Genomic DNA, 15,974 nt, shown 5'->3' with positions numbered 1-15,974 from the left:
AGGCGCACGACCTTGGACGCCACCAGTCACGCGAGACCCACTCACGAAGGGACGATCCCATGGCCATGACGGTCAGGCAGCGCGGCACAAATGCACCGCAGATGTCGTGGGACCAGTCGGCCCGCATCGATCCCTTCGTGAGCGGCCGCCTCTCCAGCTGGGGCCACCGATGAATCCGCTCACCCACGAGGAAATCACCATGCGACCTGTCACCTTCATCGAGCACGACGGCACCGCCCACGAAGTGGCGATCCTGGAAGGAGAGTCGCTCATGGAGATGGCTCTGGGGAGCGCCGTTCCGGGTATCGACGGCGACTGCGGCGGCGAGGCCGCGTGCGGCACCTGCCACATCATCGTCGACAGCAAGTGGATCTCGACCGTCGGCACTCGCAGCGAACAGGAGGGCCAGATGCTCGAGATGTCCCCCGAATGCGAGTCGAGCTCGCGGTTGGCGTGTCAGGTCACGGCATGCGAGGCCTTGGCCGGACTGACGGTGCGCCTTCCCGAGTTCCAGATGTAGTCCACCACTTCTTCCTCCAACTCCTACGACAGGCGGTCGATCAAACTCATGAACACCCTCAACACCACCGACAGCGTCATCGCGAAGACCAAGGTCAGGGTCAAGAACACCTTCCAGGCGACCGTTCCCGTGGACCGTCAGGTCAAGGCTGCCCACTTGGTCGAGAAGGCCAAGCGGTTCGTCGGGATGGGTCGGCCGCTGGTCTTCGTCGAGCGCCCGATTCCTGATGTCGCGGACGTCCCGTTGACCGAGATCGACGTCAGCAACCCCTTCCTGTTCCGCCAGGGCAAGTGGCACTCCTACTTCAAGCGGCTCCGCGACGAGGCACCCGTCCACTTCCTCGCCGACAGCCCGTTCGGCCCGTTCTGGTCGATCACCCGCTATGCGGACATCCAGGCCGTCGACACCAACCCCGACGAGTTCTCGGCAGAGCCCGACATCATCATCGGCAACGTGCCGCTCGACATCGACATGTTCATCGCGATGGATCCGCCCAAGCACGACCAGCAGCGCAAGGCCGTCCAAGCGGTGGTCGCTCCCAAGAACTTGAAGGAGATGGAGTCCCTCATCCGGGAGCGGGTCCAGGAGGTGCTCGACAACCTGCCGACCGACCAGCCGTTCGACTGGGTCGATCGCGTCTCGATAGAGATCACGGGCCGCATGCTGGCGACGCTGCTCGACTTCCCCTACGAGGAGCGGCGCAAGCTGACCTACTGGTCCGACACGATCAGTGGCATCGCCGAAGCCACCGGCGGCTCGACGCATCAGGACGACTTCTACGAGGCAATCGGAGATCTGGCCCGCGGCTTCATGGCTCTGTGGCACGACAAGGCGGCGAGGCGAGAGCAGGGTGAAGAGCCCGGCTTCGATCTCGTCACGTTGATGCAGACGTCGGAGGACACCAAGGACCTGATCAAGAAGCCGCTGGAGTTCCTGGGCAACCTGACCCTGCTGATCGTCGGCGGCAACGACACGACGCGCAACTCGATGTCGGGCGGTGTGCTGGCCCTGAATCAGTTCCCGGACCAGTTCGAGAAGCTCAAGGCCAACCCGTCCCTGATCCCCAACTTGGTCTCAGAGATCATCCGGTGGCAGACCCCGCTGGCCTACATGCGGCGCATCGCCACGAAGGACGTCCACTTCGGTGGTCAGTTCATCCGCAAGGGCGACAAGGTCGTGATGTGGTACGCGTCCGGCAACCGGGACGAGCGCCAGTTCGACAGCCCGGACGAGTTCATCATCGACCGCTCGAACGCGCGCAACCACATGTCCTTCGGCTTCGGTGTGCACCGCTGTATGGGCAACCGTCTCGCCGAAATGCAGCTGCGCATCCTGTGGGAGGAGCTGTTGGCCCGATTCGACGACATCGAGGTCATCGGCGAGCCAGAGTACGTCCAGTCCAACTTCGTGAAGGGCTACGAGAAGATGATCGTCAAGCTCACCCCGCGACTGACTGAGCCGCAATGATCGTGGCGAGCGGAGTGCCAGACCATGGATGACGGCCGAGTACTTATCGTCGGAGCGAGCCACGCGAGCGCCCAGTTGTGTGCGAGCCTGCGCCAGGAGGGCTGGTCCGGGGAGATCCTCCTGGTCGGTGACGAGCCCTCGTTGCCCTATCAGCGCCCGCCGCTGTCGAAGACTTTTCTAGCCGGCACGTCGACCCTGGACGAGCTGCTGATCCGGAAGCCGGAGTTCTACGGCAAGCAGGAGGTCACCTTCCGCCAGGCTCGAGTCACGGCCATCACCCGCTCCGCGCGAACGGTGGAGCTGGCAGACGGTGGGGCCCTCACCTACGACCACCTCGTGCTGTGCCTGGGTGCACGGCCACGCCGTCTGAGCCTGCCGGGGTCAGACCTGGCCGGAGTGCATTATCTGCGTGATGCCGCCGACATTGGCGGCATTCGCGATGGGCTCACCCCCTCGAGCCACGTGGTGATCATCGGGGCTGGATACATCGGCCTGGAGACGGCGGCGTGCCTTCGAGACCTGGGGGCCACGGTGTCGGTGCTTGAGGCGGCCGACCGAGTCCTGCAGCGGGTCACGGCTCCCGAAGTCTCCGCGTTCTACGATCGCGTGCACCGTGAAGCGGGCGTCGACCTGCGGCTGGGCGTCGGGGTAGCCGCGATCGAGGGCGACGATCACGTGGAGGGTGTCCGACTCGCCGACGGTGACCTCATCGCTGCCGACATGGTGATTGTCGGCATCGGCGTCGTGCCCAACGTCGAGCTCGCCGACGAAGCTGGTGTGGCCGTGGACGACGGCATCGTCATCGACGGGCACGGGCGGACCAATGATCCGCACATCTTCGCGGCCGGCGACTGCGCCACCTTCCTCGATCGTCGCTACGGACGTCAGATACGTCTGGAGTCGGTCCCCAATGCGGTCGAGCACGCCAAGACCGTCGCCGCGACGATCTGCGGGAAGGACAAGGAGATCGCGGCACTGCCGTGGTTCTGGTCGGATCAGTTCGACCTGAAGCTGCAGATCGCGGGCCTCAACACTGGCTTCGACGAGATCGTGCTGCGGGGCGACCCGGCGGCCGGGCGTGGCTTCGCGTGCTTCTACTTCAACGGCGGGCAACTGATTGCCGCCGACTGTGTCAACCGGCCGCAGGAGTTCGCCTTCGCCAAGCGCGCCCTCACCCAAGGGCTGTCGCCGAACCGAGATCTCTTGGCCGATCCTGACACCGTGCTGCTCTCCCTGCTGACAGCGGCACCCGTCACCGCAGGCTGACCCCGCCCCGCCACGAGGATTCGTGGTGGGCCGGCACCGTCAAGCCCAGAAGACCTGGGCAGTCACGACCCGATAGCTCAAATCCCGGGGATCAGCCCTGACGACCCCCTCACCCGGGCTCGTCAGGTCGACCCTCAGACGAGAGACTCGTGCGCGCCGAACGAGCCGGGGGGCGGGGTGATGCCGTTGTCGCGGCACCACTTGCCGGGCTCACGCTGGCCGCGGCGGGGACGGCCGTCGGAGGGCTCGAGCTGGACCGGGATCGGGGGCAGGGGCGGCATGTCGATGCCGGACTCCGCGGCGAGCTCGTCGGCGTCCTTCTCCTCCGACATCCCGATCGGACCGACCCGTTGGGCGTTAAGGAACTGCGCCACGACCGGCTCGGTGCTGGACAGCAGCATCTCGCGGGGACCGAACATCGCCAGGTGCTTGTGGTAGAGCAGACCGATGTTGTCCGGGACGGTGCGGGCGGTGTTGATGTCGTGGGTCACGATCAGGAACGTCGCATCGATCTGCGCGTTCAGGTCGATGAACAGCTGATTGATGTAGGCCGTGCGGACCGGGTCCAACCCCGAGTCCGGCTCGTCGATCAACAGGATCTCCGGATCAAGCACCAACGCACGCGCCAAGCCCGCACGCTTGCGCATGCCGCCGGAGATCTCACCGGGGAGCTTGTTCTCGGCCCCCGTCAGACCCACCAGCTCCATCTTGTCCATCACGACCTGACGGATCTCCGACTCCGACTTCTTGGTGTGCTCACGCAGCGGGAACGCCACGTTGTCGTAGAGGTCCATCGAGCCGAACATCGCCCCGTCCTGGAACAGCACCCCGAACAGCTTGCGGATCTCGTAGAGGTCCTTCTCCGAACAGTTCGCAATGTCAGTGCCCTCGATCCACACATGACCCTTGTCAGGCTTCAGCAGACCGATCACGGTCTTGAGGAACACCGACTTGCCGGTACCCGAGGGGCCCAGCATGACCGAGATCTCACCCGCGGGAAGCGTCAACGACACGTCGTTCCAGATCACCTGCGACCCGAACTTCTTCGTCAGACCCTCGACCCTGACCTCAACACCCACGGAAAACTCCTTCAGCTAGCTGCTGGACGATACTCAAGCGCGGACACCACGGGAGCGGCGGCCGCTCGGCCGATCAGATGGGCTCGAGGCCAGACACCAACCAGCCGTCGTCGGTGTTCTTCATCGTGGCCAGCACCCGCACGCCGCCAGTGACGGGCGCCTCGGCACCGGCCTGGGTCACCTGAGTCATCAGCATCAGCACCGTCACCGAGTCATCGCTCGATTTCACGACTCCTGCGGAGGCAACCTGTACCTGATTGACGACTCGGCGCGCCTCGACGTCCGGCTTGATCTGCTGGGTGAGCGTTGCCCGCATCTCGTCTGCGAATTCGCCCGTGGTGTTGCCGACAGCGAGGTCGACGTGGGCGTCGAAGGTCCGGAAGTCGTACGACAGCATGACGGGGATCCGGGTCGAGGCCGACTCCAGAGCCGCCGTCCCCGATCCCTGGCCGTCCCTCGCGTCATCGATGGCGACTCGCAGCGCCACATTTCCCGCGAGCACGGCGACGAGCAGGCCCACGACGACGGCTTGACCGGACTTGCGTCCGAGTGATGCCGCTGCCAGGGCAATGAGTCGTCGCCCAGCTTCGGTGGCCGCGCTGACGCCCCTCATACGAACGCCATCCCGGACACGAGCCATCTGCCGTCCGTCTGCACCAGATCGACCGTCATGCGGTAGTAGCGCGGCGTCGAGGTGCCAGGTTGGCCCTGGCTGACGGTGCCCGTCGCGGCCACGGCCACCGTTGCGTTGCCGTCGTCTCGAGAGACGAGACCTGCAGCGACAACCTCACCCGATGCCTCCACGCTCGAGGTGGTCAACGCGTTTCGGAACGTCTCCGCCTGGGACTCGAACTGTTCCCTGAAGTCCTCAGTGCTCAGATCCAGGACGTCGGCCAGGGCCTCGTCGGCGCTGGCCGCGTCGACGTCGATCAGAGCGGTCACGGTCCTCGAGGCCGCGTCCACTGCAGCGGCATCGGCGTCCTCGACACCGCGGATCTCCGAGAGATCGCGCCACTGCGTCCAGCCCCAGGCAGCAGCCGCCAGGATGGCCAGGACGACGACGGCGACCCACCATTTCTGGAGTCCTTCCCGAAGCGCCGCGATCACCGGGCCACCGGCCCGGTCAACAGGGTCGTCCACGACGCCGATCCGCCACCGGTCGACGCGGCACCGAGCAGCTCCAGCATCCCCGGTGTCGCGTCACCCGTGGGAAGCGGCACCGAAGCCGCAGTGGCCGGCAGCGACCCGTCGAACACCAAGCCACATCCGATCGGCGTGGCCGATCGACGAGTCGGGTCGTTGGGACAGGGCGTGTTCCGGGCGCCGCGGACTGCGGACTCGCTGGTGGCGGGAGCCTGGCAGTGCAGCGGGGCGGCTTCCACGTCGGACAGGTCCGCCGGGTCGCGGCGCTGCGACACCGGGAGGTAGCCCTCGAGACACGGGGGTGGGTCGCCCAGATTCGTCCTGAGGTCGAGCTTGGCCTCCCCGGCATTGGCGTGAGGAAGCAGAACGCTCTGCAGCCGGGACTGCAACGCCGGATAGGTGATGATCGTCTGGCGCAGGTAGTCCTCGTACACGTTGACCACCTCGGCGACGGACTCGGCACTTTGGAGCGTCGCCGGGACCGAGGACTCCAGATCCTTCACCAGGGCTCCTGTCTCGTCGAGGGCCAACGGTGCGTTGTCGAGGAGCGACTCGAGGTCCTGGTCACTGAGGCTCAGCTGGGTGGTGAGGCCCGCCAACGACCTCAGCGCTGCCGCGGTCGACTCCGCCAACGCGAGCTGCGAGTCGATGACCGGGTCCAGGTTCTCAATGAGTCCGGTCGTGGCCAGCACGCGTTGCTGTGCCGCGTCGAGGATCTCGTTCGAGTCGTCCACGATCTGCGAGAAGTCCTGACCGGACCCGCCGATCGCGACCTCGAGCTGGTCGAGAAGGTTCGCGGTCTGCTCGAGCGGGACCGACTCCACCAATGCGTCGGCGCTCTCCAGGACCGGGGTGATCTGCAGCAGACCGGAGGTCTGTGAAGCCGGGATGGTGTCTCCTCCGGCGAGGTAAGGCCCCTCGGCGCTCTGCGGGAGAAGATCGATGAACTGTTCACCGATCGCCGAGGTGCTCTTGATCTGCGCCTGCACGTCCGTGGGCACGTCGGCGCCCTTCTCGAGGTAGACCTTCACCGAGACGCCGTCGTCACGGAAGTCGAGCGAATCCACCTGACCGACCTTGACACCGCGGTAGGAGACGAGGGCGCGGGGATAGAGACCGCTCACGTCGTCGAACTCGATGGTGACCGACGTGTGGGTGACGCCTGTCGATCGCGGAGCGTCCCCATAGACCAAGGTCGCGAAGACCAGTGCAGAGCCGCCCAGGATGGCGAAGATGATCAGCTGCGCACGCGCGCGCCGGGTCAGCATCAGCACATCCCCAGGAGTTGCGAGAGCAAGTTGCACGGTGCGGGTGTCGGCGGGGTCGCCTCTCCGGTGTTCGGAGCCGGCGTAGTCGCCGTGGGCCCCGGTGCCGCGGCCCCGGGCGTCGTGAGTTGTTGAAGCATTTCGTCCAAGGTCTGTGAGAGTCCGGAGTCGGGCGCCGCCGCACTCGGATCGATGTTCGACGGCGGGTTCAGCGTCGGTCCGAGGAATGCCGAGGCGAGCGACGGCACGGACGCATCCAGGGTGATGAAGAGATTCGCGTAGTCCCCCTTCAGCGCGTTCTGAGTGGTCGAGACCGGGAACGGCACCGTGAGCAGCAGGTCGAGGGAGCGCGGGAGCGCGTCTCCGGAGGCCTCGAGGTCGGCGAGCAGCGGCTCCAGTGCACCGAGGTTGGCGAGCAGTGCTTCCTGGCTCGTGTTGATCAGCTGGTTGGTCACCGCGCTGAACTGCCCGAGGGCCGTGGTCGTCGAGACGAGGTCGGCCCGCTGGTTCTCGAGGGCCTCGAGTCCCGGTGAGATCGAGCTGATGGCGGTCGTGACCGTCTCCTTCTGCGCGGCCACCTGGCCGGCGAGGGAGTTGAGGGACTCCAAGGTCGCGACGATCTCACCGCGCCGATTGTCGAGGGTGGTCGTGAGGTCGTTGAGCTGGGTGATCGCGTCACGTGTCTGGGGGACCCGGTCGGCAAGCGTGGTGTTCAGCTCCGTGGTGATGGTGGAGAGCTGCGAGAGTCCGCCGTTGTTGAGCAGCAATGACACGGCGGCGAGGATGTCCTCGGTCGCGGGGTAGACGCCGGTCACGGTCTGGTCGACGCTCGCCCCCTCGGCGAGGGTGCCTGAAGGCTCTGCGGGGTCGACGACGTCCACGAACTGGGCGCCCAGGAGGGTCTTCTGACCGACGGTGAAGCTGGCGTTCCCGGGGAGCTTGACATCGTCGAGCAGTCGCATCGTGACGACGGCCTTCCAGTCCTCGACCTCGACGCCAGTGACGGTCCCGATGACGACGTCATCCCGCTGGACGGCGGAGTTCGGCACGAGGTTGTCGACCGAGTCGAAGGTCGCCTTGACCGTGTAGCCGTCGTCGCCGAGGGCCGCCTGCCCCGGCAGGGCCACCTCGTTGGGGTGAGCCATGCATCCGCTCGCGAAGAGAGCGGCGACGATCGCCAGGGACGTGCGGCGGGTCATCACGGTGCTCCTCCTGTCGTCAGCAGACCGAACGGTGCGAGCAGCTGGACGAGTGGATTGGTCGGCGCCGGGCTCGTCGCGGCCGGGGCCTGCGGCGTCGACTCAGTCTCGGGCTGTGACAGTTCCGCAGTCCCCGGTGAGAGCGGCAAGGGTTCGAGGCCGAGGAGGTCGAAGAGGGGGGAGAGAGCCTGTCGACACGCTTCGGCGTTGGGACCGATCGAAAGCACCAGTCCGCAGAGGAGCTCTCCTGTGCTGTTCAGGTTGGCCAGGGCCAGCCGACCGGTGATGGCGGAGTTCTCGACCGTGCCGTAGAAGTTCTCGACAGCGGCAGGTGCGAGGTGGAGGAGCTGTGCCAGGTCATTGGACTGGTTGGCCACCGTCTCGGCCACCGGAACCAGCTGGTCGAAGGTGGTCGCGACGGTCGCTCGATTCTGTTGGACGAAGGCGCCGACGTCGGCCAGAGCCACCTGGAGCGTGCTGATCGCGGCGCCGATCTGTTCCGAGCTTCCGTCCAAGGTGCCGGCGAAGGTCTCCAGATCCTGCGTCGCGCTCCGCAGAGCGACGTCATTGACCACGAGGTTCTCGGTGAAGGTGTTCAGCTGGTCGATCGTGGTGAAGATGTCACCACTGTCGGAGGAGAGGTCGGTGGCTGCTTCGCGCAGTGAGGCGAGCGAGGTCGCCAGGCTCTGGGCCGTGCCGCCGGCCAGGTTTCCGTCGAGCGCCGTGATGACGTCCGAGAGCGGAGCCTGTCCGGCTTCGTTGGCTGTCAGTGCCGTGGATAGGTCGGTCAGCTCTTGCTTGACCTCGTCGAACGAGATCGGCACGGCAGTGCGCTCCACCGGTATCTCGTCACCGTCCGTGAGCTTCTTGCCGCCGTCGTAGATCGGCGCGAGCTGGACGAATCGACCGTTCACGAGATTCGGCGCGATGATGGCCGCCTGCGCATCGGCGGGGATCGGCTGGTCGTCGTCGATCTTGAGGGTCACCTTCACGACCTCGCCTTGGGGCTCGACCTTCGTGACCGTGCCGACCTTGACGCCCAGGACACGCACCTCGTCCTTCGGGTAGAGGCCTACCGCGGACGAGAAGTAGGCGGTGACCTCCTTGTCGCTGCCACGCACGCCGACGAGCATGGCGATCGCCACGGTCGCGACGACGCCGAAGGCGATCCACTGACGAATGCTCACTGCGGAAGTCCTTCCAGGACGTCGGAGAGAACCGGGACCAGCGTCCCCGGTTCGGTCAGGTTGGCGACGTAGGCGTCGAAGAACGGCCCCGAGGCGAGCGCCTCGCCGAAGACCATCGCGTAGCTCGCGACACCCGACAGGACGCCCTCCAGGTTTTCGCGGTTCTCGTTCAGGAGGTCCAGAACCCCGTTCACCTGCTCGAGGGTCGGTTGCAGCACGGCGGAGTTGTCAGCCACGAGGCCGGACAGCTGGGCGGCGAGTGCTTCCACGTTCTCGACCAGCTGGACCACGAGGTCACGTCGCGCGCTGAGCTGACCCAGGAGCTGGTCGCCCGACTGCAACAGTGTGGAGATCTCGGCGTCCCGGTCTGCGAGGACACCGGAGACCTCCTCTGCGCGGCCGACGAGACTGGTGAGCTCGGTGTCATTCGCAGCGAGGACGTCGGCCAGCTGGGTCACACCGTCGACGGTGGCCCGCAATTCCTCGGGTGAGTCCTGGAACACTTCAGCCGCCGTGCTCACGGCGTCGCTGAGCTGGCCGACGTCGATGTCGTCGATCTCCGTCGTGAGTTGGGACAGAGCCTGGGTGATGTCGTAGGGCGAGCTCGTGCGTTCGATCGCGATGGCGTCACCTCGCATGAGGTTGCCGCCGCCAGCGGGACGGATCTCCAGGGCAGCCTGCCCGAGGAGCGTCGTCGTGACGACGCGGGCCTCGCTCGCCGATCCGATCGTCACATCCAGCTCGTCGACGCGGAACGTGACCTTGACGTGCTGGTCGACCAGCTCGACCTCCCGGACCTCCCCGACGGTCGCTCCGGAGACGAGCACGTCATCACCTGGTCGCAGGGTGCCGATCTCGGCGAAGTCGGCGCTCAGCACCCGGTCGCTCGCGACGAACGGGAGCTGATCGAACCGGTAGGCGACCACCATCAGGACGGCGAGGGTCACCGTGCCGATGAGACCTACGGTCGCCGAGGACAGCCGGCGCTCCTTCCTGCTCGAGCTCATGACTGGCACCTCTCGACTCCGGAGTTGATGAACGGAGTCACGATTGCGGCGTTGGGGTCGTTCTCCGGCGTCAACCGGACGCGGATCCCGCAGAGGAAGAAGTTGAAGAAGTCGCCGTACGCCCCCGTTCGGTTGACCTGCTGGTAGTGACTGGGAAGCGTCTCGAGGGTCGTGTCGAGAAACTCTCGATTCTCGTTCAGCGTGGTCGCCACGCCCTGGAGGTGCGCGAGGACGCCGGTGAAGTCCGGGCGTGCGTCGGCCAGCAGCGCGGCAGCGTCGGTCGACAGCGTGTTGATCTGGGCAGCGGCATCGAGCACGGCCGTGGCGTCCTCGTCGAGCCCGTCGGTGAACTGGCTCAGCTGGACGATGACGCCCTCGAGAGCGTCGTCGCCTCCGTTGACCGAGGCGAGAGCGGTGTCGAGGTTCTGGATGACCTGTCCCACGAGCTCGTCACGTTCGCCCAGCGTGGAGGTGAGGGACCCCACGGTCGCCAGCAGGCTCGTGATCTCGGAGGCCTGTCCCTGCAGCACGAGGATCAGGTCCTCGGAGAGTTGGTTGACCTGTTGGGGGTTCAACCCCACGAAGAGCGGCTTGAAGCCGTTGAGGAGGGTATCGAGATCGAGAGCGGCTGACGTCCGCTCCACAGCGATGACCTCCCCTTGCTTCAGGGCCGTGCCGCCCGGTTCGCCTTGCCCGAGCTGTAGGAACCGGTCACCGATGAGGTTCTTGTATCGGACGGTGGCCGTGCTCCGGTCCGTCAGCTCGACCTTGCGATTGAGGTCGAACGAAACCGTGACGATCCCGTCGCTGGCGACATCGATGTCCGACACCTTGCCGACCACGACGCTGGCGACTCGCACGTCGCTGCCTACCTCGAGGCCCGAGATGTTCTCGAAGCGGGCCGCGAAGGGGCGAGCGTCGCCCGAGCGGTCGTTGGCCGTGACCACGTACAGGTAGGCCGTCAGGAAGCTCGCGACCACGAGGAAGATCGTGAGCTTGACGAGGTCGCCGCGGGTGCTGCGCTTGATCCGCAGAATGTCCAAGAGCTTCTTCATCGCAGGCCCAGCAGTCCGGAGAAGGTCCCGAAGAACGTCGTCGCGAGCTCGCCGCCCGGACCCTTGACGTCACCCGCGTCGTGCGGGTCACCTGTACCAAAGTCGTAACCGGCCGCTTCGGAGTCGGTCTGGGAGATGGACGGCAGCCCGAAGCAGTTCGGGCCCAGGTCCGGACCGATGCGGTAGAGGTTGTCCTCGACGGAGAATCCGCGGTCGGTCGGCTGCAGACGCGTGTAGACGCTGATGCCGGGCTTGGCCCCGCCCACGGCCTGGGTCGCGAGCTCGGCGTTGCTGGCCGTTCCCTCGAAGATGCACTGGAGGTTGGACGAGTAGCTGCGGAGCATGTCGGTGGGGGACCTCAGGAGATCGAGCACGCTGGCGACGCGCGGACTGTTGTCGGCCACGAACGGTTGGGCTGTTGCCGTGAACGTCGAGACGTCGGTCAGCACTTGATCGATCTGCCCCTCGCGATCGGACAACGTGTCCGCCGTCGTGGTGAGCTGGGTCAGGGTCGTCAGCAGGTCCGGAGCCGCCTGGTCGTAGATGTCGACGACCGACTGGGCTCGCTCGAGGTCGCTGTCCAGATCACCGAGAGTCGTGTTGAGCTCACCGAGGTAGGTGTCGACATCGCCGACCAGGGTGTTCAACGTGTCGCCCTGGCCTTCGAGCAGGTCGGCCGTGGCGGTGACGGCTTGGTTGACTCGATCCGCACCCGCTGCCGACAGGACGCCCGCCAGGTCGGTGAAGACGTCGTTGACCTCGACGGTGACCGCGTCGGCCTGGAGCTGGTCGCCCTCGGCGAGCTGCTCACCGGGGTTGCCAACGTCTCCGCTGAGCTGGACGTACTTGGCACCGAACGCCGTCGGCGGAACGATCTGGACGGTCAGGTCGGACGTCATCATGTCGACCTTGTCGCTGTAGACGTCGACCGTGATGATGGCGCCGTCACCCGACGGCTCGACCGAGGAGACTTCCCCGACCTGCACGCCGCGCAGCTTCACGGTCGCCCCGGCCGTCAAAGTCAGGCCCGCACGGTCGCTGGTGACGGTGAAGGACTGCGCCGAGGTGAACTTGCCTTGGTAGGACATCACGGTGGCAACCGCGATCAACACGATCATGGCGATGAAGGCCACGCCCGACAGGAGTCTCTTGGTCTCGTTCATGTGCCCTCAGCCCGCGATGTAGACCGTCGGCGCGCCCCAGAAGGCGATACCGAAGACCAGGTCGATGGCCATCACCGTGATCAGTGACGTCCGGACGGCACGGCCAACGGATCGGCCCACACCAGCCGGTCCCCCGCTGGCGGTGTAGCCGTAGTAGCAGCAGACGCACATGATGATGACGGCCGTCAGCAGCACCTTGAGGCCGGCCAGAGCGACGTCTCCCGGCACGAGGAACGTGTCGAAGTAGTGCTGGTACGTTCCCGTGGCCTGTCCGAACGCCACCGTGACCATGACCTGCGTCGCGAGGAACATCGTGATCAGGCCGATCGCGAACAGCGGGACGACCGCGATCATGCCGGCGACGATCCGGGTCGTCACGAGGTACGGCACCGAAGGGACCGCCATGACGTCGAGTGCATCGATCTCCTCGCTGACGCGCATGGCGCCGAGCTGCGCCGTGAAGCCCGCTCCGACCGTGGCCGTCAACGCGATGCACGCCATGATCGGCGCGGCTTCGCGGGTGTTGAAGTAGGCGGAGAAAAAGCCGGAGAGCGCTCCCACACCGATGTTGCCGAAGGTGGTGAAGGCCTCGAGACCGACCTGGATGCCGATGGCGAGCGACAGGAAGAACACGACGAACACCGTGCCTCCGACCGCCGCCATGGCGCCCGACCCCATGCTGACCTCAGCGAGGAGCCGGCGGATCTCCTTGGGGTACTTGCGCACCACCATCGGAATCCAGGCGATCGCCCGTGCATAGAACATCAGTTGACCACCGAGGTCCGAGATCGACCTCACGGGCGCTGTGGCGACCGAACCGACTCGGCGACGAAGCGCGGCGCCACTCTCTGACGACATGTCAGGCCCCCTTCAGCTGCAGGAAGATCGACGTGATGATGGTGTTCGCAGCGAACAGCATCAGGAAGGCAAGGACGACGGTCTGGTTGACGGCCTCACCGACTCCCTTCGGCCCACCCTTGGCGTTCAGGCCGAGGTAGCAGCCTGCAAGTCCGGCCAGGAGGCCGAAGACCGCAGCCTTCAGGCTCGAGGCCCAGAAGTCGGGTGTGCCCACCAGCAGCGTGAGACCGTCAATGAACAGCCCCGGAGTGGCCCCCTGGAGCACCACGGAGAAGTAGTAGGCGCCGGCCAGGCCGACGATCGACACCATGCCGTTCAGTGCGACCGCGATGACCGTGGAAGCGATGACTCGCGGCACCACCAGACGGTGGATCGGATCGATGCCGAGCGTCTCCATGGCGTCGATCTCTTCACGGATCTTGCGTGCGCCGAGGTCGGCGCACACCGCTGTGGCACCGGCGCCGGCGACCACCAGGACGCTGACGATCGGACCGATCTCTCGGATCACCGCAACGGCGGCACCGGCGCCGGCGAGGTCGACGGCCCCGATCTGGATCAGCAGCTGGTTGACCTGGAAGACGATGATCATGCACAGCGGGATCGAGACCATGATGGCGGGCATGATCGAGACCGACGAGATGAACCAGGCCTGCTGCACGATCTCGTCGACGACGGGCCGCCGCGTGAACATGGTCCGGAAGGTTCGTCCGCAGAACCTGTAGAAATCGCCCACCAGGCCGAATCCGTTGAGGACCTTGGCGAAAGGGTTGAAGGTCAAAGCCTCGCGCTCGATCTCGGCCCTGGTGGGAGGTGCTGGGTCCTTCGGGGTCTCGCCCTCAGGTCGGGGCGAGTCCTGAACGGCCGTCACCCGCCGAATCCGGTGGCCTGAGGCGCAGCTGCGGGCTCGGTCTTCGGGGTCTGCACGACGAACAAGGGAAGCCGCAGGGCAGCAGGAGCCGACGGGGGCACGACCTCGTGCTCAGGTCGCACGGCGGCGAGACGCTCGTACGACGTCCCGAGCGCCGGCCGTTCATCGTCCTGGCCCTTGTTGGGCCAGAGCGACATGGCCCGCTCGGCCTGCGCCGTGATCGTCAGGCTGGGGTTGACGCCGAGGTTCGCCGAGATGGCAGCTCCATCGACGACATGGATCCCGGGGTGGCCGTAGAGACGGTGATACGGGTCGATCACACCGCTCTGCGGTGAGTCGCCGATCGGGCATCCGCCCAGGAAGTGGGCCGTCATCGGAATGTTGAAGACCTCGCCGATGGTGCTGTACGAGCCACCGTCGATCTTGTCGGCCATGGAGCGCACGATGTCGTTGCCCGCAGGGATCCATGTCGGGTTGGGCAGCCCGTGACCCTGCTTCGAGGTCAGACGGACCTTCCGGCCGCGCTTCTTCGGGAACACGGTGATCGAGTTGTCGTGAGTCTGCATCACCAACGCGATGATGGTGCGCTGGGGCCAGCTGCCGAGCCCAAAGATCGACGAGGCGAATCGACCGGGATGACGAATGACCTGGCCGATCCACCGGAGCCATCGGGGTGTTCGGCCTCCACCATCGGTCATCAACGTCAGAAGGGTGCCCATCATCCCGGAGCCGATGCCGTACCTGACCGGTTCGACGTGGGTGTTCTCATCTGGGTGGATGGATGAGGTGATGGCGACGCCGTGGTGGAAGTCGTACTTCTTGCGGTTGCTGACCTTGGTGCTCGCGGCGCACAGAGCCTCGGAGTTGGTGCGAGTCAGGAAGCCCAGGCGGTCTGAGATCCGCGGAAGGTCGCCCGAGCGGCGCATGCCGTGAAGGAGCTCCTGGGTTCCCCACGTGCCTGCAGCCAGCACGACGTGCTCGGCCGTCAGCGTCGTCGACCTGCGCGTCGACCGTCCCGAGCGGTGGGTCACGACCTCGTACCCGCCTCCTGCCCGCGGACGCAGAGCCGACACCGTCGTCCGCTCGAGGACCTGGGTGCCGGCGCGCTCGGCGAGGTGCAGATAGTTCTTGACCAAGGTGTTCTTCGCGTTGTGCCGACATCCGGTCATGCACTCGCCGCACTCGATGCAGCCACGACGCTCGGGGCCCGCACCACCGAAGTAGGGGTCGGGGATGGCCTCGCCGGGCTGCCGCTTGCCGTCGGCTCCGAAGCAGACTCCGATCGGGGTCTGCTGGTAGGTCTCGCCGACGCCCATCTCGTCGGCCACCTGCTTGAGCACCACGTCCGACGGCGTCACCGTGGGGTTGTCGACGACTCCGAGCATGCGCTTCGCCTGGTCGTAGAAAGGCGTGAGCTCATCCTTCCAATCGGTGATGTGAGCCCACTGGGGATCTCGGAAGAAGGCACTGGACTTCGGCTCGTAGAGCGTGTTGGCGTAGACCAGAGAACCTCCGCCGACCCCAGCGCCGGCAAGAACCACGACGTCCTTCAGAAGCCGGATGCGCTGAATGCCGAAGCACCCGAGCCGGGGAGCGTAGAGAAACCTGCGGGCGTCCCACGAAGTCTTCGCGAACTCGTCGTCCTCGAAGCGACGACCGGCCTCGATCACGCCGACCCGGTAGCCCTTCTCGGTCAGGCGGAGGGCGGCGACCGAGCCGCCGAATCCCGAGCCGACGACGATCACGTCGAAGTCCAGCGCGGTTCCTGGCTCTGTCGCGACGGTCAACGGAACTCCTCGAGCTTCTGGACGTCCAAGCCATGTGTCGGACGTCACGTGCATGAGAGATCAGTTGAACCCGCAGGGGCCGAGTGCGTCTTGGGTGATTCGGACAAGTT

The 15,974-nt window shown here is 66.0% G+C and carries 14 protein-coding genes and 1 pseudogene; 3 read left to right on the top strand and 12 right to left on the bottom strand.

All coding sequences use genetic code 11. The features are described 5' to 3' along the window. The first annotated feature begins 169 nt into the window (after window positions 1-169). The 3 genes and pseudogenes from V6S66_RS02295 (at window position 170) to V6S66_RS02285 (ending at window position 3,253) form a co-directional block, all read left to right on the top strand. Window positions 170-520, top strand: coding sequence for a 2Fe-2S iron-sulfur cluster-binding protein (locus V6S66_RS02295; RefSeq protein WP_334205149.1), 351 nt, complete (start codon window positions 170-172; stop codon window positions 518-520). A gap of 48 nt (window positions 521-568) precedes the next feature. After that, window positions 569-1,966, top strand: a pseudogene (locus V6S66_RS02290) (cytochrome P450); the annotation flags it as partial. Window positions 1,967-2,011: 45 nt separating this feature from the next. Then, window positions 2,012-3,253: an NAD(P)/FAD-dependent oxidoreductase gene (locus V6S66_RS02285; RefSeq protein WP_290582452.1), complete on the top strand. Its 1,242-nt coding sequence runs from the start codon at window positions 2,012-2,014 to the stop codon at window positions 3,251-3,253. Window positions 3,254-3,387: 134 nt separating this feature from the next. Here V6S66_RS02285 and V6S66_RS02280 read toward each other — a convergent pair whose 3' ends face one another. The 12 genes from V6S66_RS02280 to V6S66_RS02225 all read right to left on the bottom strand — a co-directional run bounded on the left by V6S66_RS02280 (window position 3,388) and on the right by V6S66_RS02225 (window position 15,918). Beyond that, window positions 3,388-4,332, bottom strand: a complete 945-nt coding sequence (locus tag V6S66_RS02280; RefSeq protein WP_290582455.1) for an ABC transporter ATP-binding protein — start codon at window positions 4,330-4,332, stop codon at window positions 3,388-3,390. 73 nt (window positions 4,333-4,405) lie between these two features. Continuing rightward, on the bottom strand, window positions 4,406-4,852 hold the full coding sequence (locus V6S66_RS02275; protein WP_290582457.1) for a hypothetical protein: 447 nt from the start codon (window positions 4,850-4,852) through the stop codon (window positions 4,406-4,408). Between the two features lie 89 nt (window positions 4,853-4,941). Then, complete coding sequence (locus V6S66_RS02270) at window positions 4,942-5,472, bottom strand: hypothetical protein (RefSeq protein WP_290582459.1); 531 nt, start codon at window positions 5,470-5,472, stop codon at window positions 4,942-4,944. Further along, window positions 5,436-6,743, bottom strand: coding sequence for an MCE family protein (locus V6S66_RS02265; protein WP_290582461.1), 1,308 nt, complete (start codon window positions 6,741-6,743; stop codon window positions 5,436-5,438). Before V6S66_RS02265 ends, V6S66_RS02270 begins: the two co-directional genes overlap by 37 nt. Continuing rightward, window positions 6,743-7,939 (bottom strand): MCE family protein, encoded by a 1,197-nt coding sequence (locus tag V6S66_RS02260; protein WP_334205147.1) that lies wholly within the window; start codon window positions 7,937-7,939, stop codon window positions 6,743-6,745. Before V6S66_RS02260 ends, V6S66_RS02265 begins: the two co-directional genes overlap by 1 nt. Then, window positions 7,939-9,126, bottom strand: coding sequence for an MCE family protein (locus tag V6S66_RS02255; protein WP_334205146.1), 1,188 nt, complete (start codon window positions 9,124-9,126; stop codon window positions 7,939-7,941). The genes V6S66_RS02260 and V6S66_RS02255 overlap by 1 nt, the downstream gene beginning before the upstream one ends. Then, entirely contained in the window at window positions 9,123-10,133 is a 1,011-nt protein-coding gene (locus tag V6S66_RS02250; RefSeq protein WP_334205145.1) for an MCE family protein, read from the bottom strand. Before V6S66_RS02250 ends, V6S66_RS02255 begins: the two co-directional genes overlap by 4 nt. After that, the gene (locus V6S66_RS02245; protein WP_290582466.1) at window positions 10,130-11,188 is read right to left on the bottom strand and encodes an MCE family protein; all 1,059 of its coding nucleotides are present in this window, start codon (window positions 11,186-11,188) and stop codon (window positions 10,130-10,132) included. Before V6S66_RS02245 ends, V6S66_RS02250 begins: the two co-directional genes overlap by 4 nt. Further along, window positions 11,185-12,351, bottom strand: coding sequence for an MCE family protein (locus tag V6S66_RS02240; protein WP_334205144.1), 1,167 nt, complete (start codon window positions 12,349-12,351; stop codon window positions 11,185-11,187). The genes V6S66_RS02245 and V6S66_RS02240 overlap by 4 nt, the downstream gene beginning before the upstream one ends. A 6-nt stretch (window positions 12,352-12,357) precedes the next feature. Beyond that, entirely contained in the window at window positions 12,358-13,209 is an 852-nt protein-coding gene (locus tag V6S66_RS02235; protein ID WP_290582470.1) for an MlaE family ABC transporter permease, read from the bottom strand. Window position 13,210: 1 nt separating this feature from the next. Then, entirely contained in the window at window positions 13,211-13,900 is a 690-nt protein-coding gene (locus tag V6S66_RS02230; RefSeq protein WP_290582472.1) for an ABC transporter permease, read from the bottom strand. Window positions 13,901-14,073: 173 nt separating this feature from the next. Beyond that, window positions 14,074-15,918: an FAD-dependent oxidoreductase gene (locus V6S66_RS02225; protein ID WP_290582474.1), complete on the bottom strand. Its 1,845-nt coding sequence runs from the start codon at window positions 15,916-15,918 to the stop codon at window positions 14,074-14,076. Window positions 15,919-15,974: the final 56 nt, after the last annotated feature.

The sequence above is a fragment of the Aeromicrobium sp. Sec7.5 genome (assembly GCF_036867135.1).
Classification (GTDB): Bacteria; Actinomycetota; Actinomycetes; order Propionibacteriales; family Nocardioidaceae; genus Aeromicrobium.
This window is presented reverse-complemented; position numbering and strand designations above follow the sequence as displayed.